The organism is Neisseria sp. P0021.S007 (assembly GCF_051956855.1).
Genome location: NZ_JBQCXA010000002.1, coordinates 106,068 through 130,929, shown reverse-complemented (window position 1 = coordinate 130,929; position 24,862 = coordinate 106,068). Strand labels below are relative to the sequence as shown.

24 protein-coding genes are annotated in these 24,862 nt (G+C 51.2%); 2 read left to right on the top strand and 22 right to left on the bottom strand.

Annotated features, from left to right (window positions below; all coding sequences use genetic code 11):
• Positions 1 to 9: 9 nt before the first annotated feature.
• The gene (lpxB, locus tag ACTHUR_RS03640; protein WP_440361255.1) at positions 10 to 1,185 is read right to left on the bottom strand and encodes a lipid-A-disaccharide synthase; all 1,176 of its coding nucleotides are present in this window, start codon (positions 1,183 to 1,185) and stop codon (positions 10 to 12) included.
• Between the two features lie 27 nt (positions 1,186 to 1,212).
• On the opposite strand from lpxB, the gene ACTHUR_RS03635 reads away from it, so the two are divergent.
• On the top strand, positions 1,213 to 1,353 hold the full coding sequence (locus ACTHUR_RS03635; RefSeq protein WP_440361254.1) for a hypothetical protein: 141 nt from the start codon (positions 1,213 to 1,215) through the stop codon (positions 1,351 to 1,353).
• On the opposite strand, the gene lpxA is transcribed toward ACTHUR_RS03635, so the two are convergent.
• The 11 genes from lpxA to frr all read right to left on the bottom strand — a co-directional run bounded on the left by lpxA (position 1,343) and on the right by frr (position 12,588).
• A complete protein-coding gene (lpxA, locus tag ACTHUR_RS03630; protein ID WP_070606394.1) occupies positions 1,343 to 2,119 on the bottom strand; it encodes an acyl-ACP--UDP-N-acetylglucosamine O-acyltransferase in 777 nt (258 codons plus the stop codon). The two genes, ACTHUR_RS03635 and lpxA, sit on opposite strands and share 11 nt — an antisense overlap.
• Positions 2,120 to 2,180: 61 nt before the next feature.
• Entirely contained in the window at positions 2,181 to 2,630 is a 450-nt protein-coding gene (gene fabZ, locus ACTHUR_RS03625) for a 3-hydroxyacyl-ACP dehydratase FabZ (RefSeq protein WP_003681704.1), read from the bottom strand.
• Positions 2,631 to 2,703: 73 nt separating this feature from the next.
• The gene (gene lpxD / locus ACTHUR_RS03620) at positions 2,704 to 3,744 is read right to left on the bottom strand and encodes a UDP-3-O-(3-hydroxymyristoyl)glucosamine N-acyltransferase (RefSeq protein ID WP_440361253.1); all 1,041 of its coding nucleotides are present in this window, start codon (positions 3,742 to 3,744) and stop codon (positions 2,704 to 2,706) included.
• A gap of 101 nt (positions 3,745 to 3,845) precedes the next feature.
• Positions 3,846 to 4,355 carry an OmpH family outer membrane protein gene (locus ACTHUR_RS03615; RefSeq protein WP_440361252.1) on the bottom strand — a complete coding sequence of 170 codons (510 nt, stop codon included), beginning with the start codon at positions 4,353 to 4,355 and terminating at the stop codon, positions 3,846 to 3,848.
• Positions 4,356 to 4,466: 111 nt separating this feature from the next.
• Positions 4,467 to 6,869: an outer membrane protein assembly factor BamA gene (gene bamA, locus ACTHUR_RS03610; RefSeq protein WP_440361251.1), complete on the bottom strand. Its 2,403-nt coding sequence runs from the start codon at positions 6,867 to 6,869 to the stop codon at positions 4,467 to 4,469.
• Positions 6,870 to 6,872: 3 nt separating this feature from the next.
• Complete coding sequence (gene rseP, locus ACTHUR_RS03605; protein WP_296184567.1) at positions 6,873 to 8,213, bottom strand: RIP metalloprotease RseP; 1,341 nt, start codon at positions 8,211 to 8,213, stop codon at positions 6,873 to 6,875.
• 131 nt (positions 8,214 to 8,344) lie between these two features.
• Positions 8,345 to 9,526 carry a 1-deoxy-D-xylulose-5-phosphate reductoisomerase gene (gene ispC, locus ACTHUR_RS03600; RefSeq protein ID WP_440361250.1) on the bottom strand — a complete coding sequence of 394 codons (1,182 nt, stop codon included), beginning with the start codon at positions 9,524 to 9,526 and terminating at the stop codon, positions 8,345 to 8,347.
• A 117-nt stretch (positions 9,527 to 9,643) separates the two neighbouring features.
• Complete coding sequence (locus ACTHUR_RS03595) at positions 9,644 to 10,393, bottom strand: SIMPL domain-containing protein (RefSeq protein ID WP_003747899.1); 750 nt, start codon at positions 10,391 to 10,393, stop codon at positions 9,644 to 9,646.
• 33 nt (positions 10,394 to 10,426) lie between these two features.
• Positions 10,427 to 11,221 carry a phosphatidate cytidylyltransferase gene (locus tag ACTHUR_RS03590; protein WP_440361249.1) on the bottom strand — a complete coding sequence of 265 codons (795 nt, stop codon included), beginning with the start codon at positions 11,219 to 11,221 and terminating at the stop codon, positions 10,427 to 10,429.
• Positions 11,222 to 11,226: 5 nt separating this feature from the next.
• Complete coding sequence (locus tag ACTHUR_RS03585; protein WP_036492295.1) at positions 11,227 to 11,973, bottom strand: isoprenyl transferase; 747 nt, start codon at positions 11,971 to 11,973, stop codon at positions 11,227 to 11,229.
• Positions 11,974 to 12,030: 57 nt separating this feature from the next.
• The gene (gene frr, locus ACTHUR_RS03580; protein WP_049332978.1) at positions 12,031 to 12,588 is read right to left on the bottom strand and encodes a ribosome recycling factor; all 558 of its coding nucleotides are present in this window, start codon (positions 12,586 to 12,588) and stop codon (positions 12,031 to 12,033) included.
• Between the two features lie 532 nt (positions 12,589 to 13,120).
• Here frr and ACTHUR_RS03575 point away from each other — a divergent pair.
• Entirely contained in the window at positions 13,121 to 13,726 is a 606-nt protein-coding gene (locus ACTHUR_RS03575) for a hypothetical protein (RefSeq protein WP_224783379.1), read from the top strand.
• A 150-nt stretch (positions 13,727 to 13,876) separates the two neighbouring features.
• Here ACTHUR_RS03575 and ACTHUR_RS03570 read toward each other — a convergent pair whose 3' ends face one another.
• The 10 genes from ACTHUR_RS03570 to nuoG form a co-directional block, all read right to left on the bottom strand.
• Complete coding sequence (locus ACTHUR_RS03570; protein WP_039861891.1) at positions 13,877 to 14,176, bottom strand: DUF2818 family protein; 300 nt, start codon at positions 14,174 to 14,176, stop codon at positions 13,877 to 13,879.
• A 220-nt stretch (positions 14,177 to 14,396) separates the two neighbouring features.
• A complete protein-coding gene (nuoN, locus tag ACTHUR_RS03565; RefSeq protein ID WP_004519130.1) occupies positions 14,397 to 15,839 on the bottom strand; it encodes an NADH-quinone oxidoreductase subunit NuoN in 1,443 nt (480 codons plus the stop codon).
• A 9-nt stretch (positions 15,840 to 15,848) separates the two neighbouring features.
• Positions 15,849 to 17,345, bottom strand: a complete 1,497-nt coding sequence (locus ACTHUR_RS03560; RefSeq protein WP_004519131.1) for an NADH-quinone oxidoreductase subunit M — start codon at positions 17,343 to 17,345, stop codon at positions 15,849 to 15,851.
• 221 nt (positions 17,346 to 17,566) lie between these two features.
• Entirely contained in the window at positions 17,567 to 17,872 is a 306-nt protein-coding gene (locus ACTHUR_RS03555; RefSeq protein WP_004519132.1) for a chorismate mutase, read from the bottom strand.
• A gap of 76 nt (positions 17,873 to 17,948) precedes the next feature.
• Positions 17,949 to 19,973: an NADH-quinone oxidoreductase subunit L gene (gene nuoL / locus ACTHUR_RS03550; protein WP_070504145.1), complete on the bottom strand. Its 2,025-nt coding sequence runs from the start codon at positions 19,971 to 19,973 to the stop codon at positions 17,949 to 17,951.
• 2 nt (positions 19,974 to 19,975) lie between these two features.
• Positions 19,976 to 20,281, bottom strand: coding sequence for an NADH-quinone oxidoreductase subunit NuoK (gene nuoK, locus ACTHUR_RS03545; RefSeq protein WP_004519135.1), 306 nt, complete (start codon positions 20,279 to 20,281; stop codon positions 19,976 to 19,978).
• Positions 20,278 to 20,949 (bottom strand): NADH-quinone oxidoreductase subunit J, encoded by a 672-nt coding sequence (locus ACTHUR_RS03540; RefSeq protein ID WP_004519136.1) that lies wholly within the window; start codon positions 20,947 to 20,949, stop codon positions 20,278 to 20,280. The genes nuoK and ACTHUR_RS03540 overlap by 4 nt, the downstream gene beginning before the upstream one ends.
• A gap of 11 nt (positions 20,950 to 20,960) precedes the next feature.
• On the bottom strand, positions 20,961 to 21,440 hold the full coding sequence (gene nuoI / locus ACTHUR_RS03535) for an NADH-quinone oxidoreductase subunit NuoI (protein WP_002218650.1): 480 nt from the start codon (positions 21,438 to 21,440) through the stop codon (positions 20,961 to 20,963).
• An 80-nt stretch (positions 21,441 to 21,520) separates the two neighbouring features.
• Positions 21,521 to 22,597 (bottom strand): NADH-quinone oxidoreductase subunit NuoH, encoded by a 1,077-nt coding sequence (gene nuoH, locus ACTHUR_RS03530; protein ID WP_002216340.1) that lies wholly within the window; start codon positions 22,595 to 22,597, stop codon positions 21,521 to 21,523.
• Between the two features lie 2 nt (positions 22,598 to 22,599).
• Positions 22,600 to 24,861, bottom strand: coding sequence for an NADH-quinone oxidoreductase subunit NuoG (gene nuoG / locus ACTHUR_RS03525; protein WP_150540565.1), 2,262 nt, complete (start codon positions 24,859 to 24,861; stop codon positions 22,600 to 22,602).
• Position 24,862: the final 1 nt, after the last annotated feature.

The following is a 24,862-nucleotide window of genomic DNA, read 5'->3' as shown; positions in this document are numbered from 1 at the left end:
GTATTTTCCTTACTTGTCTTTCAGGCCGTCTGAAAATCCGGCTTCTTCCAATACTGCCGCCGCAGCCAATGCCGCCGTATCTTTTTTCAACAGCAGATGCAAGGCGTGAAAATCCTGTTCCAACGCGGCCACGGCTTCAGGGCGGTCATACCAGTCTGCCACGGCCTGTGCCAGTTTTTCAGGGACGGCATCGTGTTGCAGCAGCTCGGGAACGGCGGCTTTACCCAACAGAATATTGGGCAAACCGACATGCGGCACTTTGATTTTGTTTTTCACATACGCATAAGTTAGCGGCGAAATTTTGTAGCTGATAACCATAGGCCGCTTGCACAAGGCCACTTCCAAAGTCGCCGTACCACTGGTGACCAATACCACGTCGGCAGCGGCGCAAACCGTATCCGACTGCTTGTCGGTCAGCGTGATGGGAAGGGCTGCGAACTCAGGCTGCGCCAAAATTTCACTAATGCGTTTGCGCGTTGCGGCCGTCGCCACAGGCAGCAAAAACTGTGCCTTCGGATAACGTTTCAGCAGCAATAAGGCCGTCTGAAAAAACACCGCCGCCATGTAATCGATTTCGCTCACGCGGCTGCCGGGCAAGATGGCAAACACGGGCACGTCCGCAGGCACGCCCAGCTTCTGCCGTGCCGCCGCCCTATCCGCTTCCACCGGCATGGTTTGCGCCATCGGATGGCCGACAAACTCGGCCTTGCCTCCGGCATCGATATAAAGCTGCGGCTCCATCGGAAACAGGCACAACACGCGGTTGACCTGATGCACGATTTTATTGACCCGTTCGCGCCGCCACGCCCAAACCGACGGGCTGACATAATGAATGGTATGAATGCCTGCCTGCTTAAGTTTTTCCGCCACGCCGAGATTGAAGTCCGGCGCATCGATGCCGATAAACACATCCGGCTTGAGGCGGATTAAATCGCTCACCAGCCCTTTGCGGATTTTCAAAATCTGCGGCAGGCGTTTGATGACCTCAACAAAACCGCGCACCGCCAGCTTTTCCTGATCGTACAAACTCTCAAAACCCTCCGCCTTCATGCGCTCGCCGCCGATGCCGGTAAACCGCGCATTCGGACAACGCGCCTTAATGGCACGGATTAAATGTGCACCGAGCAAGTCGCCGGAGGCTTCGCCGACGCTGATGGCGATAAGGGGGGAGGAATTGGAATTCATGTGTTGAGGTTTAAAAGCTAAAAGATTTTGGGGCAGACATTTGCCCGCCTGTTTTCAGACGGCATCGGCAGCAAACAGACAGGAAACCTGCCCCTGCACGGATTTTTGCAATCCAAAGGCCGTCTGAAAAAGTTTCAGACGGCCTTCAATCCATCCATCAACGGATAATGCCGCGTGTGGATTGTGCAAAAAAGTCTTTAAATACCGCCAATTCGCTTTGGGTTTCTGCGCGTTTCAGAATCTCTGCCTTGGCTTCTTCAAACGGAATGCCGCGATGGTAAATGGTTTTATACGCATCTTTGACGGAGGCAATCTGTTCGGCGGTGAAACCGTTGCGGCGCATACCTTCGCTGTTGAGGCCGGCCGGTTCGGCGCGGTAGCCTGCAGCCATGAAGTACGGCGGTACGTCTTTGTGTACGCCGGCGGCAAACGCGGTCATGGCGTAGTCACCGATTTGGCAGAATTGGAACACCAGCGTGTAGCCACCCAAGACGACGTAGTCGCCGATGGTAACGTGACCTGCGAGTGAGGCGTTGTTGGCGAAGATGGTATGGTTGCCGACCACGCAGTCATGGGCGAGGTGGCAGTAGGCCATAATCCAGTTGTCGTCGCCGATACGGGTTTCGCCGATGCCGGTGACCGTGCCGAGGTTGAACGTCGTAAATTCGCGGATGGTGTTGCCGTTGCCGATAATCAGCTTGGTCGGCTCGTCGCGGTATTTTTTGTCCTGCGGAATCTCGCCGAGGCTGGCAAATTGGAAAATGCGGTTGTTCTCACCGATGGTCGTATGGCCGTTGATGACGACGTGCGGACCGATTTCGGTATTCGCACCGATTTGCACATTGGGGCCGATGATGCTGTATGGGCCGACTTTAACGCTGGAGTCGAGTTCGGCTTTAGGGTCGATGACGGCGGTCGGATGGATAAGGGTCATACTGTCTCCTTGCTGTCTGATACAGGTTGCCGTCTGAACGTTTAGACGGCCTGTCCCATTTTTACACCACGCGTTTGGCGCACATAATCACGGCTTCAACGGCAACTTGGCCGTCGACTTTGGCAACGGCGTTGAATTTGCCGATACCGCGTTTGTTGGTCAACAGCTCGACTTCAAAAACCAGTTGGTCGCCGGGGATGACTTGGCGTTTGAAACGGGCGTCGTCGATACCGGCGAAGAAGAAGAATTCGTTTTCTTTGCGGCCTCCTTCGCTGAGGATGGCGAGTGTGCCGCACGCTTGCGCCATGGCTTCGATGATCAGCACGCCGGGCATCACGGGCAGGTCAGGAAAGTGGCCTTGGAACTGCGGCTCGTTCATGGTGACGTTTTTAATCGCAGTCAGGGTTTTCATCGGTTCGAACGCAGTAATGCGGTCGAGTTGCAAAAACGGATAACGGTGTGGGATAAGTTTTTGAATGTCTTTGGCTTCGATCGGGAGTTGTACGTCCATGATGTTCGTCTTTCCTTGTTTGTATTGGGTTTAAACGTATTCGGATGCGGGGCGCGGACTGTTTGCGCCGCCTTTAGGCTTCGTCGCTGTCGGCAAGCTGTTTTTCCAGCGTTTTGAGGCGTTTGTTCATTTCGCTCAAACGGTGGATATAAACGGCATTGCGTGCCCAGTCTTTGTAGCCCGACATCGGGAAAATACCGGCCAGATGCTGGCCGCTTTCGGTAATGCTGTGGGTAACGGATGTACCGCCGCCGATGGTGGTTTTATCGGCGATTTCGATGTGTCCGACCGTGCCGACGCCGCCGCCGATAATGCAATAATTGCCGATGGTGACGCTGCCGGAAATACCGGTCTTGGCGGCGATAACGGTGTGCGAACCGATTTTGCAGTTGTGGCCGATTTGGACTTGGTTGTCGATTTTGGTGCCGTTGCCGACGGTCGTGTCGCTCATTGCGCCGCGGTCGATATTGGTGTTCGAACCGATTTCCACATCATCGCCCAGCGTGACTGCGCCGGTTTGCGGAATTTTAAACCATGAATCGCCGGCAAAGGCCAAGCCGAAACCGTCTGCACCGATGACTGCGCCGCTGTGAATTTCGACACGGTTGCCCAAAGTGCAGCCGTAATAGATGACGGCGTTGGAATGCAGCACGACTTCATCGCCCAACGTGCAATCGTGTTGGACAACGGCATTGGCCAAAATACGGCAGCCTTCGCCTAATACGGAATTCACGCCGATATAGGCATTCGCGCCGATTTCGCAGCTTGCCGGTACTTTGGCGCTTGCCTCGACAACGGCAGTCGGATGTACGCCGCCCTGTGCTTTGACAATCGGCGAGAACAATCGTGCCACTTTGGCAAAATAAAGATAAGGGTCGGCAGCCACAATCAGGTTGCGGCCTGCAAATTCGTCTGCGGCTTTCGGCGACACAATCACTGCGCCTGCCTGGCTGTCGTGTACTTCGGCTTTGTATTTCGGATTGGCCAAAAAGCTGATGTGTTCCGCCTGAGCCTGGTCCAACGGGCGGACGGCGGTAATGGCGATGTCTTCGCCTTTCCATTCGCCGCCGAGTTGGGAAACGATTTGGGACAGGGTGTATGCTTGTGAAGTCATGATAATCTGCCGTCAAGATGTCAGGCCGTCTGAAAGATGCCGGTTTGGGTTTCAGACGGCCTTAGGTTTGTCTGTATGGTTACATTCGCTGCCGAGCAGGGTCAGTGAGCATTTAGGGCTTTAATAACGCTGTCGGTAATGTCGTAGCGGCCGTTGACGTAAATCACGTCCTGCAAGATGAAGTCATAACCTTCGCGTTTGGCTAAATCGACGATAACGCGGTTGGCATTTTGCTGGAGCGCGGCGAATTCTTCATTGCGGCGCAAGTTGTAGTCTTCAGCCAACTCGGTCTGCTGTTTGCGGAATTTTTGTACCAGATTGCGCCATTTTTGGGTCTCCGCTTCCCTTTGGCTGTCGCTGAGTTTGTCGCTACTCAGTTTTTGCTCCAAAGTCTCGCCTTCCTGCTGCAGCTTTTGCAAGGCGGTTTGACGGCTTTTGAACTCTTTTTCCAAAGTCATCTGAATGCTTTGCGCCTGCTTGGATTCCTGATAAACGCGCTCGGTATTGATAAAACCGATTTTCTGCACGCCATCCGCCGCCGCTTGCGGCAACAGCACGAAACCCGGCAGGGCTACGGCGAGGACACGGAGGGTGTCGGCTATTTTACTCATGATAAAAATCCTTGCTTGAAAACAAACGGGCGGTTTGCAATAAGCTTGCCGCCAATCTGCCATGAGGCCGTCTGAAACGGACAAACCCGGTTTCAGACGGCCTAAACATCATCAGAATGTCGTACCGAGTTGAAATTGGAAGCGTTGGATTTCGTCGCCTTCTTTTTTCTTAATCGGATAAGCATAACTGAACTTCATCGGACCCAGCGGAGAGAGCCAGGTCACGGCAGCACCGGCAGAGTAACGCAATTCGTTTTTGAATGTCGATTTGTGCGTTGTGCCTACGCCATACACGTTTTGGAGCGCGCCATTGGTGTAATAAGAATTGCTGCTGCTGTCGTTGTAGGTTTTGTCATCCCACACGCTGCCAGCATCGGCAAACAGGCTCAGACGGACGGTACGAGAGTCTTTAATGCCCGGCATCGGGAAGAGCAACTCTGCGGAAACGTTGGCTTTTTTGTTACCGCCGTAGCTGATTTTCTCGCCGTATTCGTCATAGACTTTCGGGCCCAGCGTACCGCTTTCAAAGCCGCGGACAGAACCTAAGCCGCCACCGTAGAAGTTTTCAAAGAACGGCATGGTTTTGGTTTTACCGTAGCCGTTGCCATAACCGACTTCGCCACCCAGCATCAGCGTGAAATCTTTGCTCAATGGGAAGAACCAGGTTTGGTTGTGGGTCAGGGTGTAGTATTGCAGGTCGCTGCCCGGCAAAGCGATTTCGCCGTTCACGCCGGTCAGGTAACCGCGGGTCGGCCACAAGGCATTGTCGGTTTTGTTGCGACCCCAGCCGATGGTACCTTTGTACAACCAGCCTTTGAAGCTACCCACGCCGCTACCGTCGCCCTTACCGTATTGATTGATAAAGTCGGCATAGCGTTTAGGCGCGCCTTTGTAGGTATTCACGGTCAGACGCTCTGCGGCCAAACCGAAGTTCACACGGTCATATTCGGTAACCGGAATACCGATACGCAAACCGCCGCCGAAAGTTGTGGTTTTATATTGTTTCGCGCTGGAAGAAGCTTTACGCGGGTCGTAAGTCTTACCATAAAGGTCGTAGCCCAAGCTTACGCCGTCAGGTGTGAAGTATGGGTCGGTAAACGACAACGAGCCGTTTACTGTGGTTTTACTGCGGGAAGCGCGCAGTGCAACGGATTTACCCGTACCGAACAGGTTGTCTTGAGCCACACCGGCAGACATCACCAAACCGGTATCCTGAACCCAACCTGCGCTCAAGTCGAGCGATCCGGTAGAACGTTCGGTCAGGCTCATGTTCAGGTCAACTTGGTCGGGCGTATTGGCCACAGGAACCGCATCAAATTGAACGTTGTCGAAGTAGCCCAACAACTCAACGCGCTCTTTAGAACGTTGCAGTTTGGCAGAGTCGTAAGGCGCCGATTCCATTTGACGCAACTCGCGGCGGATGACTTCGTCACGGGTTTTGTTGTTGCCGGTAATGTTGATTTCGTTTACATAGATTTTGCGGCCCGGTTGAACGGTCAGAACAAAATCAACGGTATGCGTTTCGGCATTTGGAATCGGTTGGACATTGATTTCGCTAAATGCGTAACCTGCCTGACCCATGCGGTTTTGGATGGCCTCGAGCGAATTGGACATTTGCGCGCGCTCATACCATTTGCCCGGCTTCATGGTCAGCAGTTTTTCCAAATCTTCTTTCGGCACTTCCAACGTATCGCCTTCGATGCGTACATTGCCCCAACGGAAGCGGTCGCCTTCGCTGACGATTACTTTAATGGTCTGCTTGGTTTTGTCTTCGTTGGTTTGGATGTCGGTATCCAAAATGCGGAAGTTGAAGTAGCCGTTGTTTTGATAGAAATTGGTAACTTTTTCCATGTCCTGAGCAAATTTTTGCTCATTGAACTGGTTGCTCTTGGTAATCCAAGTCCACATGCCGCCTTCGCTCAGGGACATTTGTTTCATCAGACGGCGGTCGGAATAAACTTCGTTGCCTTCAAATGAAATATCGGTAATCTTGGTAGATTTGCCCTCTTCGATGGCAATATCGATAGACACGCGGTTGCGGGCGAGTTTGGTTACGGTCGGAGTGATTTGGACAGACTGTTTGCCACGGCTCAAATACTCTTCTTTCAAACCGGCAACGGCTTGATTCAGCGTTGCTTGGTTGAAGTATTGGGATTGCGCCAAACCAAATGCTTCAAGGTTTTTCTTGATGGCATCGTTTTGCAGCATTTTCGCGCCGGTAATATTGAGCGAGCTGATGGTCGGACGCTCAATCACGGTCAGCAGGACTTGATTGTCCATGGTTTCGACGCGTACATCGTCAAAGAAACCGGTTGCGTAGAGTTTTTTGATGATTTCTTCACTGCGCGCATCATTGAAATTATCACCGACTTTAACGGGCAGGTAGTTGAAGACGGTACTCGGCTCGGTGCGTTGCAGGCCTTCGACGCGGATGTCCTGAATGGTAAAGTCAGCCAATGCCAACGGAGACAGGCTCAATACCATTAAAGCGGAAGCAATCTGGTTCAGTTTCATAAATTATCCAAACAAACGGTTGATGTCATTAAAGAAAGCCACAGCCATCATCAAAAGCATGGCTGCCAGTCCGAAGCGCAGGCCGACTGCCTGTATGCGCTCGCTCAAAGGCTTTCCGCGTATCCATTCGGCGGTATAGAAAACCAGATGTCCGCCGTCTAAAACGGGCACGGGCAAAAGGTTCAACACGCCTAAGCTGATGCTGACCAAGGCCAGAAATTCGAGGTAGCTCTGCAATCCGAGTTTGGCGGACTGTCCGGCGACATCGGCAATGGTCAGGGGGCCGGAAATATGGTTCAAAGAGGCATTGCCCGTAACCAGTTTTCCGAAAAATTTGAGGGTTGTCCACGAATAGTTGACGGTTTTGTTCCAACCCAATTCAAAGGCTTGGGCAACGGAAGGCGTATAACGGTAGCGGATGGTTTTATCCCACTCTTTATCCGCCTGGGCGGCAAGCCCTGCTCTACCCACCAGCACGCCTGCCGACTGCTCGACGCTGTCCGGCCGGATAGCGGTCGCCAGTATTTTACCGTCACGCTCGTAAGTCAGCTCAATTCGTTTACCGGGGCTGGCGCGGAAGAGTTCCGTCCATGCCTGCCAGCTTTCGATGGGCTTCCCATCGGCGGTCAGCAGTTTGTCGTTTTCCTTCAAGCCTGCTTTTTCGGCCGGACTATCAGCCAAGACTTTGCCGATGCGGTTAGTAATTCTAAAAGGCAAAAGGCCGATGTTGCCTTGGCTTTTCGCAACTTTACCTGCTTCAGGCGTGCCGGCGGCATCAATTATGCGGATGGCTTGGGTATTTGAGGCCGTCTGAACAGCAACTTTTACAGGGCCGGCTTCAAGGTTCAACACCATCTCGGTTTGCGCATCGCTCCAGTCTTTAACGGCGATTCCGTTAACCGATACAATTTTATCGCCTGCCTGAAAACCTGCTTTGGCGGCAATACTGCTAGGCTCGACCATGCCGACATAGGGGCGCAACTCGGTCACGCCGAAGGAAAAGCTCAAACCGTAAAGCAAAACGGCCAAAATCAAATTGGTCAAAGGGCCGGCGGCGACAATGGCGATGCGCTTGGCCGGATGCTGCTTGTCAAAGGCGTACGGCAAATCTGCCTCTGCCACCTCGCCTTCGCGCGTATCGACCATTTTAACGTAACCGCCCAGCGGAATCGGGGCAAGACACCACTCGGTATCGCCGCGTTTTCGGGTAAAAAAGGGCTTACCGAAGCCAACGGAAAAGCGCACGACTTTAACGCCGCACCAGCGGGCAACAATATAGTGTCCGAACTCATGCAGGCTGACCAGAATCAGAATGGCGACGATAAAGGCTAAAAAGGTTTGCAAAAAAATCCCCTGAATGGAATGTGATCATCAACGGATAAGGCCGTCTGAAAACCGATTATAAAGGCAGTTGTTCCATTTTGTCTGCCTAAATGCCAAGCGGTTGACGTTTCAGACGGCCTGTCATTGAAGCTTTATTGTTTGCCGATAAAGGCTTCTGCCTGTCTGCGTGTTTGCGCGTCTTGCGCCAACAGGCCTTCGATATCATGATGGCCGTCTGAAAAATTTTGGGCAAGACAGTGGGCAACGACTTTGGCAATATCGGTAAACTTGATGCGTTTATCTAAAAAAGCGGCCACGGCAACTTCGTTGGCAGCGTTCAACACGCAAGGCGCGGCGCCGCCTGCATTCATGGCCTGATAGGCAAGTTTCAGGCATGGGAAACGGTCAAAGTCAGGCTTTTGGAAGGTCAACGCGGACAATGCGCCGAAATCCAGCTCGTCCACGCCGGAATCGATGCGTTCGGGCAGGCCCAAACAATAAGCAATCGGCGTACGCATATCGGGATTACCCAACTGCGCCAATACCGAACCATCGCGATAACGCACCATACTGTGAATCACGGATTGCGGATGAATGACGACTTCCAGTTTTTCCGGCGGACAGTTAAACAGCCAATGCGCCTCAATCAACTCCAAGCCCTTATTCATCATTGACGCGGAATCGACGGAAATTTTTCGCCCCATACTCCAATTCGGATGCTTGACCGCCTGCTCGGGCGTAATGCTGTCAAATGTACTTAAATCGGTGTTAAGGAATGGTCCGCCCGATGCGGTCAGAATAATCGAATTGATACCGTGCTCATTCAGACGGCCTGTGTAATCCCTTGGCAATACTTGGAAGATGGCGTTGTGTTCGCTGTCAATCGGCAAGACGGTAGCGCCGTTTTGGCGGGCGGTTTCCATAAACAATGCGCCGGAAACCACCAGCGTTTCTTTGTTGGCCAGATAAATGGTTTTGCCTTTTTTAGCGGCGGCCAAAGCCGACGGCAAACCGGCCGCGCCGACAATGGCACACATCACGCCGCTGACTTCATCGGCAGAGGCGACATCAATCAGGGCTTGAGCGCCATATAAAACCTGCGTACTGATGCTTTCTTGTTTGAGTTTCTTTTCCAGCTCGGCAGCATGGCCGGCATCGCCGACAACGGCATATTCCGGGCGGAACTGTTTGCATTGCGCTGCCAGCTTGTCCACCTGCCTATGCCCTGCCAGCGCGAACACGCGGAATTTTTCAGGATGGCGGGAGACAACGTCTAAAGTGTTTTCGCCTATGCTGCCGGTACTGCCTAATATGGTCAGAACTTGTTGTGTCATGGTGTGTTCTTTATGTGCTGTGCAAACGGTATTCATCGTGTTTGAAATAAATTTCTTTGCCGTTTCCAATTTTCAGACGGCCTTTTGCCTCCCAGCTGAAAAGGCCGTCTGAAAGAATTACTCAATGCCGTATTCGATGGTAACAACCAGTCGGACTTGCTTGCCGACGGTGCTTTTATCGTAAGAACCGCCGTACTCGTCGTCCTCGCTACTGCCGGTGTCGGCATAGATGTTGAACGAACCTTGCGAAGCAGAACGCATGGCGCCCACTTTGCCGCCGCCGGTTTTGGCAAATTCGGCCGCGCGTTTCTGCGCGTCCTCAGTCGCCTGCGTGATCAAATCACGTTTGATGGTTTCTAAATTGCCCAGCAAATATTGCGGATTGTCGAAGCGGATGAATTCGTTTTGCGCACGGAAATTCAAAATGGCGCGCTGGGCGGCTTGGATTTTGTCCAGTTTTTTGGTGTTGACCACAATATTGAGGTCGCCATCGTAGCCGTTGGGCGTGCGGGTTACGTTGCCCAGTTCGTCGCGGGTTTCATTGAAAACGCGCGACACTTCAGGCAGGCCTACTTTCATTTCAGCCGCCGTAAAGCCTTGCTCACCCAAAAATTTAGACAGCTTCTTGCGTCTTGCCGTCAGTAAATCCAAAACTTCCTGATAGCTCTCGCCGTGCGCATTTACGCCCGTATTCCACGTCGCGCTGTCGGATTGGAAGTTTTTCTCCGCCAAACCTTTTACGGTAATCGTCCCGGGTTGGCGCAGATTCTTAAACTGCACGCCCAAAATAAACGCCGCAGCCATCAATCCCAGTGCCAACAATACGCCCAAGATCGATAAAGATGAAATCTGTTTTTGTTCGGACATAATCAGCTCCCCCAACCATGTGAGACAGACGGTTTAAAACAAATATACAAAGGCGGCATAAATGCTGATAACGGCGATCAGACTGTCCACACGGTCGAACACGCCGCCGTGCCCCGGCAGCAGATTGCTGCTGTCTTTGATACCTGCCGCACGTTTGAGCCAGCTTTCCAGCAAATCGCCGCACACGCTGACAACGGTCAGAATCAAGCCGATCAAAATCGTTTTGAACCACCCGGCTTCAAAAGCCAGCCAACCGGCTTTCCATACAACGGTCATGTACACGGCAACGCACAATGCGCCGCCGATTGCACCTTCCCAGCTTTTACCCGGGCTGATGGTCGGCGCAATTTTGCGCTTACCAAACGACTTGCCGCAGAAATACGCGCCAATATCGGCCACCCATACCAAGCCCATAATCGCCAATAAAGACAGCGCGTCTTCAGGCTGAGGGCGCAGGTAAACCAGTGCGAACCAAAACGGCATCACCAACAACCAACCGACCGTGTAAGCCTGCCAGCCGCCGTTTAGCTTCCATTTCGCTTTCAGCCACCAAGGCATGACAATCAGCCAAAACGCCAATACGACACACCAAACCAAATTGGGCAGCTGCCAACCGCCGGCATAGGCAATCACGCCGAACACCAGCGTTGACGCCAAATAATGATTGATTTTCAGCTTGTCCAAGCCGCTCATGCGGGCATATTCCCACAAAACCAACATAGCAATCAGGCCGCAAAACGCCGCCCACAGCCACATAGGTGCATAAAACAGCATACCCAGCATCAGCGGCAAGAGCCACAGCGCCGTTAAAATCCGTTGTTTCAACATAATTCTCAACCCCGTTGCTGCTCAAGCGGCAGCTGTTCGGAAGTCCGCCCGAAGCGGCGTTCCCGTTTTTGAAACGAAGCAATCGCCTCGTTCAGCGATTTCTCATTAAAATCAGGCCACAGCGTATCCGTAAAATACAATTCCGCGTACGCCATCTGCCACAGCAGGAAATTACTGATGCGCGTCTCGCCGCCGGTGCGGATAAACAAATCCGGCTCGGGTGCATCGCCCAACATCAAATAGCGCGACAACGCCTCTTCCGTAATCTCTGTTGCACCCTCGGCAATCAACTGATTTGCCGCCTGCAAAATATCCCAGCGGCCGCCATAATCGGCGGCGATGCTCAAAGTCAAACCGGTATTGTTTGCCGTCAACGCCTCTGCCGCCTCAATCCCCTTCAGGATTTCAGCGTTAAACCGCTCGCGGCTGCCGATGACTTTCAAGCGCATATTGTTATCGTGCAAACGGCGCACCTGCTTTTGCAAAGCCTGCAAAAACAGCCCCATCAGAAAAGAAACCTCTTCCTCGGGGCGTCGCCAGTTTTCAGTCGAAAAAGCAAACACGGTCAAATACCGCACACCCAGCTCAGCACAATGCTTCACCATGTTCTCCAGCGCATCCAAGCCGCGCTTATGCCCCATCACACGGGGAAGAAAACGCTTCTTTGCCCAACGTCCGTTGCCGTCCATAATCACGGCAATATGTCGGGGGATGGCAGAGTGTTCCAAAATCGTCTGCGTACTGCTTTTCATGTCTGCCTTTCAGGGAGCAAACCGTCCAAAGGCCGTCTGAACGGTTTGCACACAGGATTAAATCGCCATCAAATCTTCTTCTTTGGCCGCCAAGAGCTTGTCTGCCTCAGCAATGTATTTGTCGGTCAATTTCTGAACCGCTTCCTCGCCGCGGCGGGCTTCGTCTTCAGAAATTTCTTTGTCTTTCAACAATTTTTTGATGTGGTCGTTTGCATCACGGCGCACATTGCGGATAGACACACGGCCCTCTTCCGCCTCGCCGCGCACTACTTTGATCAAATCTTTACGGCGTTCCTCAGTCAGCATAGGCATAGGGACACGGATCAAATCGCCGACAGAAGCAGGGTTCAGGCCCAAGTTGGAATCACGGATCGCTTTCTCGACTTTTGAAGCCATATTGCTCTCGAAAGGTTTCACACCAATCGTACGCGCATCCAAAAGCGTCACGTTCGCCACTTGGCTCACAGGTACCATGCTGCCCCAGTATTCCACTTCCACTTGGTCGAGCAGGCCGGTATGCGCACGGCCGGTACGTACTTTAGCCAAATTGTCTTTCAATACTTCCAGAGAACGCTGCATTTTGCCTTCAGCTGTCTTTTGAATATCATTAATCATCTTAATACTTTCAATTTCATAGGAATAAAACAGAATTAACCGAGAATAGTACCGTTAAACCGCCCCCACGACAAGGCTTTACGCCCCAACAGCCTTGTTTTCTAACCGATATTTAACATCAAACAAAATAAAGGCCGTCTGAAAATCTTTCAGACGACCTTTATTGTTTCAAGCAACTACATCAACTCGGCCTTTTGGCTTAATTTATTTACCAACTGACCCAAACTGAAATCTCCCTATCATTTTCAATCGAAATCTAATCTTAATAACTCAAAAGCTCACAGTTGTACTCTTGGTAATTAAAGTTAACTTGCCCTCGACATCTACCATCACTATCGGAAACCTTCTCTCTAAAGTAATGAAGTTCGCAAGGTAGATCCAATATAACAACCTGCCTTCCCATGCAAATTTTCACATTTAGTTTGCAAAATTTGTATAAAAACTGTATTACGTTATAATTGGTTTTATTCGAATACGTTATTTAATTCACCTGAAAACAAACAGATAAATGCAAATTAACTGGAGAATATCTATGAACAAATTACTCATCCTATGCTCAGCATTAGCGCTTTCTGCCTGTGTTGTACCACATCCCTATACTTCAACCGAATATCAAAAATATAAACAAAGTGATTTGAAAGTACCAAATCAACCTTATCCTATACGTTTAGAGGGAGAGTTCGAGCGTAATGGTAAATCTTTCCCTAAAGTAAATCCGGCTCTAACAAAAGCTGCCAAAATTGCACTAAACGGAACAAAGATTGTAACAGTAGACCCGCAAGCCCAAAACAGCCTGAAAATCCATGCCAACAATATCGCCAATATTGGTGGTGCAGTAGGTAACGGTATAAAAACAGGTCTGACTTTCGGATTAGCAGGCAGTACAGTTCAGGATTACTATCAATTCTACTGTAGCTACTCAGATGGCAAAAAAGAATTAAACCGTTCCGAATTTAATCACGCTATTGTGACTACTATTGGTTTAACCTCCACACCCAAAGAGCTGACTCCCCATAGTAATCTGGATCAGGCATTTATCTCTGTAACTAAAGATATTGTTGTTAATTGCTTAGGTGACTTGCAAAACAAAGGTTTCTTGTTACCAGAAACAGCCAATACCCATACCGGCAGTAACTGAAATTTCTGAAGATGTTGCCAAAGCTGCCATTATGAAACTGAATATGGCAACTCCAGGTCAATGTTCCAAAGCTCATCCCTAAAACAATCCTTACTTGATATAAAAAGGCCGTCTGAAAATCTTTCAGACGGCCTTTTCCTAATTCAAATCCTACTCTCTATTTCTCTCATTCCAAAAGTAACGCCATACAAAGCATGGGAAAGCAAAAATCAGGTAGAGGCAGACAACGGTCGCGTAAAACTCCCAATCTTGGGCATGTACGGCACCAGCTCGCGATTCGAGGATATAGGCGAGGATCGCGGTAAGAAGGAAACCTGCCAGCAATTCGATCAAGTGATGGCCGATATGTTTGCGTTTCAGGGCGACGATGCCGAAGAATTTGGTGGTAATAAATGGTGCGTTGGCAAAGATAAGTGCCAACAACAAAAGAATGTACATGGATGCGGTCATGATGGTCTTTCTGTTTTCAGACGGCCTGTGTGTGATTTTAACATGTTAAATGGGCATTCTTGCCCATTATTATCCGTGGAATATTCAATATCTTGATGATGCCCGCTTGATGATTGCTCAAAGGCTTGAGGCCGTCTGAACTTTGGGTATATTTCATCCGAATGCGAATCCTAACAAAAACGGCGGCTTTGGAACAGCCGCCGTTGGTTTTGTTTGAAGCTTACAGGGTATTTATCAATGCTTTGGCACACCAGTCGATAACGGTTTGCGGCATGATACCCCACAGGAGCAGTAGGAAGGCATTGACCGTCAGGACAAATTTGGCGGCATAGTTGCTGCCGACCGGCTGGTCATGATCAGGTGCATCGAAGTAGATGACTTTGACCACGCGCAGGTAGTAGAACGCACCAATCAGCGACATGATGACGGCAAATACGGACAACCAAACATGGCCTTGTTTCAAGAGAGCCATAATCACGCCGAATTTGGCGTAGAAGCCCATCAGCGGCGGAATACCCGCCATGGAGAACATAGACAGCAACATCAGGAAGGCAAACCATGCATGGCGTTGGTTAAGGCCTGCGAGGTCTTTGATGTTTTCACATTCAATGTCTTTGGTGGACAATACCATCAAAACACCGAAGCTGACTGCCGCCATCAAAGCATAGGTAATGGCGTAATACAAACCTGCAGTAAAGCCGACTGCGCCTGCCATAAACGCCAACAGGATAAAGCCCATGTGCGATACGGTAGAATAGGCAAGCATACGTTTGATATTGGTTTGCATGATGGCGGCAAGGTTACCGACCACCAAAGAAGCAACGGCAAGAATGGCCAACATCGGCGCCCAGTCTGAATGTATGGTACCCATACCGGTAACAAGGATACGGAACGCAAAGACAACGGCGGCGATTTTCGGAGCCGTACCCACAAAGGCGGTAACAGAGGTCGGCGCACCATCGTACACATCGGGTACCCACATATGGAATGGAACCGCACCCAATTTAAATGCAATGGCGACTACGATAAATACCATACCCAATTTCAACAACCATTCATTGGCCTGCTCATTGAAAGCAGAAGCCAAGACGGAAGCAAAATCAAGGGAACCGGTGGCGCCGTAAACCATAGAAATACCATAGAGCAGCAAACCGGAGGCCAACGCGCCCAATACGAAGTATTTCAGCGCGGCCTCGGCAGAGCGGCCGGAGTCGCGGCGCAGGGCAATCATGGCGTACAGCGACAAAGACAACAATTCCAAACCGATATACGCAGTCAAGAAATGTGCCGAGCTGACCATGACGCTCATACCCAACAGGGCAAACAATGACAGGGTGTAAAACTCGCCTTTAAAGATTTGGCGGTCTTGGTTGTACGGTTTACTGTAAATAAACAGACCAAACGTCAGCGCATACAGCACCAGTTTTGCCAAACGGGACATGCCATCTGCAATATACATACCGTGAAAGGCATCGACACTACCCTGCTCCCATACCGCCAATTGGGTGACGGCCACGATGATGACCGTTCCCAAACTCATCAGATGGGTCAGATAGCGGCTTTTATCGCAAATCCACAAGTCTGCCAGCAATACGACACCCAATAGCGCAAGCAGCACGATTTCGGGCATGGCGGGCATTAAATTCAAATCAGACCAGTTCATTTACACACCTCAAATCTTGCTTTGTGCCACATGGGCAATCAAATCGTTTGCCGCTTGATGCACCACTTCGATAAACGCTTGCGGATACAGACCCATGCCCAAAACAGCAACCGCCAAAATCGCCAAAATCGCAAATTCACGGCAATTGATGTCTTTCATTTCGGCAACGTGCGGATTGTGGATTGCACCAAAAATAACGCGTTTGTACATCCACAGGGTATAAGACGCACCGTAAATCAGGGTCATGGCAGCCAACGCACCTACCCAGAAATTCACTTTAACCGCGCCCATAATCACCATAAACTCGCCCACGAAGCCGGAAGTCGCAGGCAGACCGGCATTGGCCATACCGAACAACATCATAAACGCCGCAAACTTAGGCATCACATTGACCACGCCGCCATAATCGGCAATATTGCGGGTATGCAGGCGGTCGTACATCACGCCGATACACATAAACATCGCGGCGGACACAAAACCGTGGGAAATCATTTGAATGATTGCGCCTTTCAATGCCCAGTCATTCAATTGGCCGTTCACAAACAGGAACATGCCCAAAGTGACAAAACCCATATGGCTGATGGAAGAGTATGCCACCAGTTTTTTCATATCGGTTTGCACCAAAGCCACCATACCGATGTAAATCACGGCAATCAGGCTCAATACGATGATTACAGGGGCAAAATAGCGTGCCGCATCCGGCATAATCGGCAGGATAAAGCGCAAGAAACCATACGCACCCAGTTTCAGCGTAATTGCCGCCAACACCATCGAACCGCCGGTCGGCGCTTCAACGTGGGCATCCGGCAACCAAGTGTGCACAGGGAACATCGGCACTTTTACAGCAAATGACAGGAAGAACGCCACAAACAAAAGCTGTTGTACGCCCAACGGAATCTGTTTGATGTTTTGGAAATCGACAATAGAGAAGCTGCCTGTTTGATAGTGCAGGTAAACCATGGCAACCAGCATCAAAAGCGAACCCATCAGCGTATAGAGGAACAGCTTGACCGACGCATAGACGCGGCGCGGACCGCCCCATACACCGATAATCAGGTACAGCGGAATCAGCATACCCTCGAAGAACACATAAAACAGAATCGCATCCTGCGCGGCAAACGCGCCGTTAATCAAACCCGACATCATCAGGAATGCCGCCATATACTGCGCCGGACGTTTCTGAATGACTTCCCAACCGGCCAATACCACCAACAGCGTAATAAACGCATTCAAGATGATAAAGAGCACTGAAATACCATCCACGCCCAATGCGTAGTTGATTTTCAGAAGCGGAATCCACTCGTGGAACTCGGTAAACTGATAGCCGCCGCTCAAACGGTCGAAACCGGTAAACAGGGGCAGCGTTACCAAGAAACCGGCAAGCGCACCCATGAAGGCAAGCACACGCGCCAGCGGCGCACGGCTGTCTTTACCGGTCGCCAAAACCAGCACACCTGCGGCGATGGGTATCCATATTGCCAAGCTGAGTAGGTAGTTGGAAAACATAGTGGTTAACCTGTGGTTAAAATAAAAAATATAGTTGTATGGGTTGGTTTTCAGACACCATTTCAGGAGGCCGTCTGAAAAAGATTGTGTATTTTGTATATGGCAAAATCAAGAAAACGTATATCTACCGTCATTCTTTTATTCCATAACCGCCTAAAACCTTCTTTTCAGACGGCCTCTTCCATATTTTTCTTGCCAAAACCATTATCCGAAGATTTTGACTACGCTCCATCGGTACGGTTGGTGTCCATCTCAAGTTTAATGAACGCATCAATCATGCTGCGCCAAACTGCTTCTGCTACTTCGGGCGACAAACCGGCCTTTTCGGCATAAGCGCGGCACGAGGTAATCACTTGAGCCACCCGTTCAGGCGCGGAAACCGCCCGCACATCGTTTTTAGGTTTCAGACGACCAGCCTGCCGTACCAATTTCTGCCGGCGGGCGAGTAATTCGATTAATCCCTTGTCCAAACCATCAATGGCTTCGCGGACTTCGTCCAGGGTTTGCGGTAATTTGTCTTCAATCATTATTGTTGCTCAAATTTTCTTTTTTAGACGGCCCCTATACACACAAACTATAGACAGGCCGTCTGAAATCCCGCTTTTATCGGAACAATCCCCAGAAGGTCATGCCGAGCAGTACCAATACGCCGAATACCATAGCAGCGGCATAGGTATAGATGAAGCCGGTTTGGACTTTGCGTACCTGCGCGGCAATCGCGCCGACCAGTTTGGCAGAGCCGTTGACGATACCGTTGTCGATAATGGCGGTATCGCCGACTTTCCAGAAGAAAGTACCCAATGCGCGCGTGCCTTTGGCGAAAACATTGAAATACAGGGCGTCGAGGTAGTATTTGTTTTCAAACAAAACGTAAATCGGACGGAACACCTGTGCAATTTTCGCAGGCAGGTGCGGCAGTTTGACGTACAGGAGCCATGCGCTCAAGACACCTGCGATAGCGAGGTAGAGTACAGGCGAATGCAGGCTGTGCGACACCATTGCCAATGCGCCGTGGAACTCTTCCTTCATGATATGCATGGTCGGATGCGCGTCGGCATTAACAAAAATCACGTCTTTGAAGAAATCGCCGTAAAGCATAGGCTCGATGGCAACGTAGCCGATGATGACGGACGGAATGGCAAGCAAAATCAAAGGCAGGGTAACAACCAGCGGGCTTTCGTGCGGATTGTCGTTTTTGCCTAAGCCGTGATGTTCTTCTCCATGATGATCGTCATGATGTTCAGGCAGTCTGCGCCATTTCTCTTCGCCGTGGAACACCATAAAGTATTGGCGGAATGCGTAGAACGCAGTAACAAACACGCTGGCGAGGACGGCAAAATAGGCAAAGCCGCTGCCCGGCAGGGTGCTGTATTTCGCCGCTTCGATAATCGAATCTTTGGAATAGAAGCCGGAGAAGAACGGCGTACCAATCAGCGACAAGTTACCGATCAGCATGGTCAGCCAAGTAATCGGCATGTATTTTTTCAGGTTACCCATGTGGCGCATGTCTTGGTCATGGTGCATACCGATAATCGCGCTACCTGCGGCCAAGAACAATAAGGCTTTAAAGAAAGCGTGAGTCATCACATGGAACATCGCTACGGAATAGGCAGACGCGCCCAGAGCCACGGTCATGTAGCCCAGTTGCGACAGGGTGGAATACGCAACCACACGTTTGATGTCGTTTTGAATCACGCCCAAGAAACCCATAAACAGAGCAGTAATCGCACCGATTACCATGATGACAGACAGCGCAGTGCTGCTCATCTCATAAATAGGCGACATACGCGATACCATGAACAGACCGGCGGTAACCATGGTTGCGGCGTGAATCAATGCAGAAATCGGAGTCGGGCCTTCCATCGAATCAGGCAGCCAGACGTGCAGCGGGAATTGTGCCGATTTACCCATCGCACCGACAAACAACAGTAAACAGGTTACGGTAATCAAAGACCATTCCACACCGGGGAACAGTTGGATAGTGGCCGTCTGAACATTAGGCAGATAAGCGAATACATCTTGATAGCGCAGGCTGCCGCCGAAATAGGCAAGCACCAAGCCGATACCGAGCAAAAAGCCGAAGTCGCCGACACGGTTGATCAAAAAGGCTTTCAGGTTGGCAAATGTTGCGCTTGGACGTTTGAAATAGAAACCGATCAAGAGATACGACACCAAGCCCACAGACTCCCAGCCGAAGAAGAGCTGGATGAAGTTGTTGCTCATAATCAGCATCAACATGCTGAAAGTAAACAAAGAAATATAGCTGAAGAAGCGTTGGTAGCCGACTTTTTCGTCGTGCATATAACCGATGGTGTAGATATGCACCATCAACGACACGCCGGTTACTACGACCATCATCATCGCCGTCATCGTATCGACCAAGAAGCCGACGGAGAAATCCAAACCGCCCATTGTCAGCCAGGTATAGACGTTCTCGTCAAACTTGGCACGGCTACCATTGAGGAATCCCCACAGCACATAAGCCGACAGCACGGCAGACACCGCCACGCCGAGTATCGTAACCGTATGCGCGCCGGCACGTCCGATTTTGTTGCCGAACAAACCCGCAATCAGCGAGCCTGCCAACGGAACAAGGGCAATTATCAAATATAAAGTCATATCGTTCATGATTACCCTTTCAACTCATCCAAATCGGCAACGTTGATTGTTTGTCGGTTGCGGTACACCAATACCATAATCGCCAAACCGATGGCAGATTCGGCAGCGGCAACGGTCAGTACGAAGAATACGAAAATCTGTCCGGCAGTATCGCCCAAATATTGCGAGAAGGCGATAAAGTTGAAGTTCACCGCCAAAAGCATCAGCTCGATGGACATCAGCAATACCAGCACGTTTTTGCGGTTCATGAAGATACCCATTGCGCTGATACCGAACAGGAGCGCACCCAATACCAGATAATGCGTCAAGGTAATCATGCTTTGCCCTCCCCTTCCGGCTTAAGGCCGTCTGAAACTTCGCTTTCTTCGGCAGATTCGACTTGCGGTTTGACCGCTTCCATTTTCACCAGACGCATACGGCCTTGGTCGGCGCGTACTTTAACTTGGTCGGCAGGATCCATACGTTTCGGATTGGTGGTTTTACGGTGAACCAGCGCAATCGCGGCCACCATACCCAACAGCAGCAATACCGCCGCCAATTCAAACGGCAACAGGTAGTCAGTATAAATACGGCTGCCCAAATCACGGATATTGTTGTAATCGGCCGGAATGTCTTTCATTAGACCAAATGCGTCAAGGTCGGTTTTCGGGTTGACCAGAATCAGAATCAGCGCAACCGCCAACAATGTGCCGACCACACCGGCAACAGGCGCATGACGCCAGAAACCGGCGCGCATTTCTTCAATGTCGATGTTCAACATCATCACGACGAACAGGAACAACACCATCACGGCGCCGACGTAAACCACCACCAGCGTAACGCCCAAAAACTCAGCCTGCATCAGCATCCAAATCATCGCGCTCACGCAGAAGGTCAGCACCAGATGCAAAGCGGCGTGAACAGGGTTTTTAGCGGTAACGGTACGAACCGCACCGTACAAAACGATGGCGGCAAGAATATAGAACAGAATCGCGGAAAAAGTCATTCGTCTGCTCCTTAACGATACGGCGCGTCAGCGGCTTTGCGTTTGGCGATTTCAGCTTCGTATTTGTCGCCAATGGCCAAAAGAATCGGCTTGGTCATGTGCAAGTCGCCTTTTTTCTCGCCGTGGTATTCAAAAATATGGGTTTCCACAATCGCATCGGTCGGGCAAGCCTCTTCGCAGAAACCGCAGAAGATGCACTTGGTCAGGTCGATGTCGTAACGCTTGGTGCGGCGGGTGCCGTCTTCGCGTTCTTCCGATTCGATGTTAATCGCCATTGCCGGACAAACTGCCTCGCACAATTTACACGCAATACAGCGCTCTTCGCCGTTCGGATAACGGCGTTGCGCGTGCAGGCCGCGGAAACGCACGGATTGCGGCGTTTTCTCTTCTGGGAAATAAATTGTGTCTTTGCGGGCAAAAAAGTTTTTGAGCGTTACGCCCAAGCCTTTTACCAATTCGCCAAGCAGAAAGGTTTTTACTAAGTTAGCCATATTATGTTCCCTCAAAACAGGGATTTCGTTAGGTATTCAAAATCGCTTTGTTCAGACGGCCTCAAGATGCCGTCTGAAACTTATTTCCACAAATTCAGCGGTGAAATCATCCACACGCCCAAAATCACGATGTAGGCGAAGCCGATCGGAATCAGCACTTTCCAGCCCAAACGCATGATTTGGTCGTAACGGTAGCGTGGGAAAGTTGCACGGATCCACAGGTACCAGTACAGCACCGCCGCCATTTTCACGAACATCCAAAATGCGGAAGGCGTACCGATAAAGCCCCAGCTTTGCGGGAACGGAGACAACCAGCCGCCGAGGAACATCAGCGATGTCAGCGCGGCAATCAGAATCATGAAAATGTATTCGGCAAGGAAGAACAGCGCGAATGCGAAGCCGGAATATTCAACGTGGTGACCGGCAACGATTTCGGATTCGCCCTCTGCTACGTCAAACGGTGCGCGGTTGGTTTCGGCAACGGCGGAAATCAGATAGACGATGAAGATGGGGAAGAGCGGCAGCCAGTTCCAAGAGAATACCGAACCGCCGGCAATACCTTTGGCTTGCGCGGCAACGATATCGGAGAAGTTCATGCTGCCCGATACCATCACGACGCACACCAACGCGGCACTCATGGCAATCTCGTAGGAAATGCTTTGCGCGGAAGCACGCATTGCGCCCAAGAACGAATATTTGGAGTTGGAAGCCCAGCCCGCGATGATCACGCCGTAAACCGACAGCGAGGTAATCATCAGGATATACAAAAGGCCGATATTGATGTTGGTCAGCACCCATTCTTCGTTGAACGGAATCACTGCCCATGCCGCAAAAGACGGGGCTAGCGACATAATCGGACCAATATAGAACAGGGCTTTATTTGACAGCTTCGGACGGGTTACCTCTTTAAACAAGAGTTTGAACACGTCGGCAAACGGCTGAATCAGACCCCACGGGCCGGTTACGTTTGGGCCAACGCGAAGCTGCATAAAGCCGATGACTTTACGTTCGAAATACGTCAGGTAGGCAACGGTCAGAATCAGCGGAATCAGGATAATCACGATTTTGACGATGACGGATACCACCAAGCCTACGGTAATACCCAAATCGCCCAGACCGAGCGTTGCGGCAAAGAGGTTTTGGAACCATTCTTGCATGATCAAGCTCCCGCCAGTTCAATAGTGTCCATCAACGCACCCAGCGCGGCATTTTCGGTATGCAGCGGCAGATGCACCACGTTTTCAGGCAAACCGGCATCAGCTTTGACGGCAACCGATACGCTTGCGCCGTTTTGTTTGGCAACAACAGTTTGTCCGTCTTGCAGGCCCAAGCGTGCCAATGTGTTTGGATTTACACGCGCGGCAGGCACGGCGGCATGGCTGGTTTCTTGCAACGGTGCGGAACGGCGCACGATAGGATCAGTGTGATAAATACCGACGCCGCCGACACGGACGAGACGGTCTGAGGCCGTCTGAACGCCCTCCCCTGTCCATGTGCTGCAGTTATCCAGTTTGGACGGCAGACTTTCTGCATCCAGCGCATCTTTCAGAATCGCAGCGGTATCGTGATATTCAAAACCTTTCAGGTCAAACAGGTTGCCCAATACGCGCAACACTTTCCACATCGGACGCGAATCGCCGAAGCCTTGTACCACGCCGTGGAAAGATTGCAGACGGCCTTCCATATTGATGAAGCTGCCTGATGTTTCGGTAAACGGCGCAATCGGCAACAATACGTCGCACACGTCCAACAGCATTTCGCTGACAAACGGTGTAAACGCCATCACACTTTTCGCCTGTTTCAACGCGGCTACGGCTTTTGCGCCGTCCGCCGTATCGATTTCAGGCTCGACGTTGAGCAACAAGACTGCCTGTTTCGGCGCATTTGCCATTTCGGCAACGCTCTCGCCGGAGTTCACGCCCAAAACATCCGCACCAACGCTGTTGGCAGCTTGCGGCAAAATACCCAGCACTGCGCCGGTCGCGTCTGCCAGCTCTTGCGCGGCAGCATAAATGGCGGCGTAATCGGGATGGTTTTGCACTTCCGCACCCAAAATCACCGCTGCTTTTTCAGCATTTTTCAGGCTGGCGGTAACGGCGTGTTCCGCATTGGCAGACAGGTTTTTCAGACGGCCTGCCCACTCATCGGGATGTGCAGCTTCTTGAGACAGAAGCGGCATAAACAATTCTTCTTTACTGCTGGCCAATACGCTCAAGGCCATACGGTCTTTGGCGGCGCGGCGCAGGCGGGCGGTCAGGAGCGGCTGTTCTTTGCGCAAGTTCGCGCCGACTACCAATACGGCATCGTTGTCAGCCAAAGATTCAATGCTTTGTCCCAACCATTGCGCACCTTTAAGGCCGTCTGAAAGACGTTTGTCTTGTTGGCGCAAACGGGTGGCAAAGTTTTTAACACCCAAGCCGTCGGCAAGTTTTTTGGCCAGATACAGCTCTTCAACCGTATTCATCGGGTTCGCCCAAATGCCGACTTGGTTTTGGTTGCCGTCTTTGGCGATACATTCAATCGCGCTGCGGACATATTCCAACGCGGTTTTCCAATCCACGTCCATCCACTCGCCGCCCTGTTTGATTTTCGGGTTTTTCAGACGGCTTTCGTGATACAGGCCTTCGTAGGCGAAACGGTCGCGGTCAGACAGCCAGCATTCGTTGATGGCTTCGTTTTCCAGCGGCAACACGCGGCGGACGGTATGGTCTTTGGTTTGTACAATCAGATTGCTGCCCAAAGCGTCATGGGCGGAAACGGATTTGCGGCGGTTCAATTCCCAAGTACGCGCGTTGAAGCGGAACGGTTTGCTGGTCAATGCGCCGACAGGACACAAATCGATGACGTTGCCTGACAATTCGGTTTCCACTGCTTTGCCGATAAAAGGCATAATTTCGGAGTATTCGCCGCGGTTGGCCATAGCGATTTCTTGCACGCCGGCGATTTCTTCAGTGAAACGAACGCAACGGGTACAGTGGATACAACGGCTCATTTCCTCGGCGGAAACCAAAGGACCCATATCCTTGCCGACGACGGAACGTTTTTCTTCGGTATAACGGCTGGTGGTTTTGCCGTAGCCCATCGCCAAATCCTGCAACTGGCATTCGCCGCCTTGGTCGCAGGTCGGACAATCAAGCGGATGGTTGATGAGCAGGAACTCCATCACGCCTTCTTGCGCCTCTCGGGCTTTTGCCGAATGCGTACGCACAATCATGCCGTCTGTAACCGGCGTGGCACAGGCGGGCAGGGGTTTGGGGGCTTTTTCCACGTCCACCAAACACATACGGCAGTTGGCGGCGATGGAAAGTTTTTTGTGGTAACAGAAATGCGGGATATAAGTACCGAGCTTGTGCGCGGCTTCAATCACCGTCGCGCCCTGCTCCACAGATACCTGTTTGCCGTCGATTTCGATTTGTAACATG

What these genes read in the sequence shown, in the direction of transcription:
- lpxB (WP_440361255.1), bottom strand. Translation starts at nt 1,185, where the DNA reads ATGAATTCCAATTCCTCCCCCCTTATCGCCATCAGCGTCGGCGAAGCC.
- lpxA (WP_070606394.1), bottom strand. Translation starts at nt 2,119, where the DNA reads ATGACCCTTATCCATCCGACCGCCGTCATCGACCCTAAAGCCGAACTC.
- fabZ (WP_003681704.1), bottom strand. Translation starts at nt 2,630, where the DNA reads ATGGACGTACAACTCCCGATCGAAGCCAAAGACATTCAAAAACTTATC.
- lpxD (WP_440361253.1), bottom strand. Translation starts at nt 3,744, where the DNA reads ATGACTTCACAAGCATACACCCTGTCCCAAATCGTTTCCCAACTCGGC.
- ACTHUR_RS03615 (WP_440361252.1), bottom strand. Translation starts at nt 4,355, where the DNA reads ATGAGTAAAATAGCCGACACCCTCCGTGTCCTCGCCGTAGCCCTGCCG.
- bamA (WP_440361251.1), bottom strand. Translation starts at nt 6,869, where the DNA reads ATGAAACTGAACCAGATTGCTTCCGCTTTAATGGTATTGAGCCTGTCT.
- ispC (WP_440361250.1), bottom strand. Translation starts at nt 9,526, where the DNA reads ATGACACAACAAGTTCTGACCATATTAGGCAGTACCGGCAGCATAGGC.
- ACTHUR_RS03595 (WP_003747899.1), bottom strand. Translation starts at nt 10,393, where the DNA reads ATGTCCGAACAAAAACAGATTTCATCTTTATCGATCTTGGGCGTATTG.
- ACTHUR_RS03590 (WP_440361249.1), bottom strand. Translation starts at nt 11,221, where the DNA reads ATGTTGAAACAACGGATTTTAACGGCGCTGTGGCTCTTGCCGCTGATG.
- ACTHUR_RS03585 (WP_036492295.1), bottom strand. Translation starts at nt 11,973, where the DNA reads ATGAAAAGCAGTACGCAGACGATTTTGGAACACTCTGCCATCCCCCGA.
- frr (WP_049332978.1), bottom strand. Translation starts at nt 12,588, where the DNA reads ATGATTAATGATATTCAAAAGACAGCTGAAGGCAAAATGCAGCGTTCT.
- ACTHUR_RS03575 (WP_224783379.1), top strand. Translation starts at nt 13,121, where the DNA reads ATGAACAAATTACTCATCCTATGCTCAGCATTAGCGCTTTCTGCCTGT.
- ACTHUR_RS03570 (WP_039861891.1), bottom strand. Translation starts at nt 14,176, where the DNA reads ATGACCGCATCCATGTACATTCTTTTGTTGTTGGCACTTATCTTTGCC.
- nuoN (WP_004519130.1), bottom strand. Translation starts at nt 15,839, where the DNA reads ATGAACTGGTCTGATTTGAATTTAATGCCCGCCATGCCCGAAATCGTG.
- ACTHUR_RS03560 (WP_004519131.1), bottom strand. Translation starts at nt 17,345, where the DNA reads ATGTTTTCCAACTACCTACTCAGCTTGGCAATATGGATACCCATCGCC.
- ACTHUR_RS03555 (WP_004519132.1), bottom strand. Translation starts at nt 17,872, where the DNA reads ATGATTGAAGACAAATTACCGCAAACCCTGGACGAAGTCCGCGAAGCC.
- nuoL (WP_070504145.1), bottom strand. Translation starts at nt 19,973, where the DNA reads ATGAACGATATGACTTTATATTTGATAATTGCCCTTGTTCCGTTGGCA.
- nuoK (WP_004519135.1), bottom strand. Translation starts at nt 20,281, where the DNA reads ATGATTACCTTGACGCATTATCTGGTATTGGGTGCGCTCCTGTTCGGT.
- ACTHUR_RS03540 (WP_004519136.1), bottom strand. Translation starts at nt 20,949, where the DNA reads ATGACTTTTTCCGCGATTCTGTTCTATATTCTTGCCGCCATCGTTTTG.
- nuoI (WP_002218650.1), bottom strand. Translation starts at nt 21,440, where the DNA reads ATGGCTAACTTAGTAAAAACCTTTCTGCTTGGCGAATTGGTAAAAGGC.
- nuoH (WP_002216340.1), bottom strand. Translation starts at nt 22,597, where the DNA reads ATGCAAGAATGGTTCCAAAACCTCTTTGCCGCAACGCTCGGTCTGGGC.
- nuoG (WP_150540565.1), bottom strand. Translation starts at nt 24,861, where the DNA reads ATGTTACAAATCGAAATCGACGGCAAACAGGTATCTGTGGAGCAGGGC.